Here is a 2,490-nt window from a genome sequence, read left to right on the forward strand (position 1 = left end):
GTAACCGCCCGATTTAGACCGTCTGCCGCGCTGCATGATCAGATTTTATAAGACGTCGTTACTGACGTGGATAACGACGTCGTATGCGGCGAGGGCAGGTTTTGCGACATGAGGTGATTGTTGGGGTCGAGCGGCGACGGTTTTGGCCTGATGAGTTGAAGCTGTCGATTTTGCGGGAAGTTGGTGTTGGCGGCGCGACGGTGTCGGACGTGGCTCGCCGTCATGACGTGACCCGTCAGCATATTTATCAGTGGCGGCGGCAAATGAAGGATAAAGGTCTCTGGCCGGAGCCTGAGGGTATTTCCTTTCTGGCCCTTGATGCGCCAGAACTGCCCGCGACTTGCAATCCTGAACCGCCAAACAGCACATCCGCCGAGATCGGGTTTTCCAATGGTCGGGTTCTGCGCTGCCCGGCTGGCATGGCCGAGGCGGATATCTTGCGCTTGATCCGGCTGGTTGAGACGGCATGATTGGCCCTGGCACGGGTGTCCGTGTTTATCTTGCTTGCGGGACGACAGACATGCGGAAAGGGATTGCCGGCTTGTCGGCCCTGGCTCAGGATGTTCTGCGGCAGCGGCCCGCGAGTGGCGCGGTCTTTGCGTTCCGCGGGCGTCGCGGCGACCGGCTCAAACTCCTGTACTGGGACGGTCAGGGATTTTGCCTGTATTACAAGGTGCTGGAGAAAGGGCGCTTTCCCTGGCCGTCTGCGAAGCATGGCAATGCGCGCCTGACCTCTGCACAATTGGCCATGCTGTGGGAAGGGATCGATTGGCGCCGTCCGGATTGGGGTGCGCCGCCTGCGCGGGTTGGGTAAATTACTGCGCTGATATTGCTTGTTTTTATGGTGCAATGGGGCGGGTCATGGTAGACATTCCCATGTTCGAAGACACCGCATCTCTCTCCAATGATCCCGCCGTTTTGAGGGCGATTATCGCCTCTTTGGAGGCTGAGAATGCCAAACTCTCGGCCACATTGCGCGCCCATGATCTATTGGTGCAAACCCTGCGGACGCGGATCGCCAAGCTGCAGAAACAGGCCTTTGGCAAAAGTTCCGAGAAGATCGAGCGCGAGATTAAGCAACTGGAACTGGCGCTCGAAGACCTGCAGGTTGCCATGGCGGAGGCAGATGAAGCGGCAGGGCCGGGCAACGATGCCGAGGACGACATCACCGCGCCAAACGAAGCCGCCCCAGAAGATAACCTGCCGCGCCGGCGCCCGCGTATCTCAAAAGATGCGCCGCGCGAACGCCGGGAACTTGACCCCGGCGAAAGCTGCCCGGAGTGCGGCGGTGACCTGCGTGTCCTGGGCGAAGACGTAAGCGAGATGATCGACATGATCGCGGCACAGCTGAAAGTGATCGAGATTGCTCGGATCAAGAAGTCCTGCCGCCGCTGTGAAAGGATCATGCAGGAGCCTGCGCCAAGCCGCCCGATCCCGCGCTCCATGGCCGGACCCGGCCTCCTGGCTTACATCCTCACGTCCAAGTTCGATGACCACGTCCCGCTTTACCGTCAGCATGAGATTTTTGAACGCATGGGCGCGGACATTCCAGACACCACGCTGGTGGATTGGTGCGGGGCTGCAATGCGGACATTGGCACCGCTGATTGAACGCATTGCAGTCGACGTGATGGCCAGCGACATCCTGCACGCTGACGATACTCCGGTCCGGGTGCTGGATCGTTCTGCCAAGTCAAAAGGCCTGGGAAAAGGCGTCAAACAGGGCCGCATCTGGACCTATGTCCGTGATCAACGGCCATGGGGCGGGCAAGCACCGCCGGGCGCGGTCTATTACTTCTCGCCGGATCGAAAGGGCGAACATCCCCGCAAACATTTGAAGAATAGTGCCGGTATCCTGCAGGCCGATGCGTACACCGGCTTCAAAGCGCTCTATGAGACACGGGCCGATGGCAGCGCCCAATTCCGCGAGGCCGCCTGCTGGGCGCATCTCCGGCGGGACTTCCATGACATCTGGGTCGCAACAAAGTCCGAGATCGCTAAGGAGGCGCTCGACCACATCGGGCAGTTCTACGACATTGAGCGTGAGATCAAAGGCTTGCCCGCAGATGAGCGCTTGGTCGCCCGGCAACAGAAGACCAAGCCAAAGGTGGATGCATTCCAAGCCTGGGCAGAGGCTCAACTGACGCGCATACCTGGCAAAGGCGATCTGGCCAAAGCCTTCCGCTACGGCCTCTCCCGTTGGCCATCCTTCACTCTATTCCTCGAAGACGGGCGTGTGGCCATCGATAATAACGCCGCCGAACGCGGCATGCGCCCCATTGGCGTTGGCCGCCGCAACTGGTTGTTTGCCGGATCAGACACCGGCGGCGAAACCCTCGCTCGCGCCATGACCATCATTGAAACCGCCAAAATGAACGGCCTCGATCCGCAAGCCTACCTGACGGACATCCTCAGCCGTATCCACGATCATAAAATCAACCGGCTCGACGAATTGCTTCCCTGGAACTGGCTGCCAGCATCTGCCGAAAAC

At 59.8% G+C, this 2,490-nt stretch carries 3 protein-coding genes; all 3 read left to right on the forward strand.

The window, feature by feature from the left end; translation table 11 throughout:
• The first annotated feature begins 101 nt into the window (after positions 1 to 101).
• On the forward strand, positions 102 to 470 hold the full coding sequence (locus AC2FIR_RS24045; protein ID WP_496743949.1) for a transposase: 369 nt from the start codon (positions 102 to 104) through the stop codon (positions 468 to 470).
• Positions 467 to 814, forward strand: coding sequence for an IS66 family insertion sequence element accessory protein TnpB (tnpB, locus tag AC2FIR_RS24050; protein ID WP_496743951.1), 348 nt, complete (start codon positions 467 to 469; stop codon positions 812 to 814). Before AC2FIR_RS24045 ends, tnpB begins: the two co-directional genes overlap by 4 nt.
• A gap of 62 nt (positions 815 to 876) precedes the next feature.
• Positions 877 to 2,490: IS66 family transposase (gene tnpC / locus AC2FIR_RS24055; RefSeq protein WP_496763499.1), on the forward strand; the 1,614-nt coding region annotated here is incomplete at its 3' end.

Source organism: Ruegeria sp. CDSB136, from assembly GCF_059610965.1.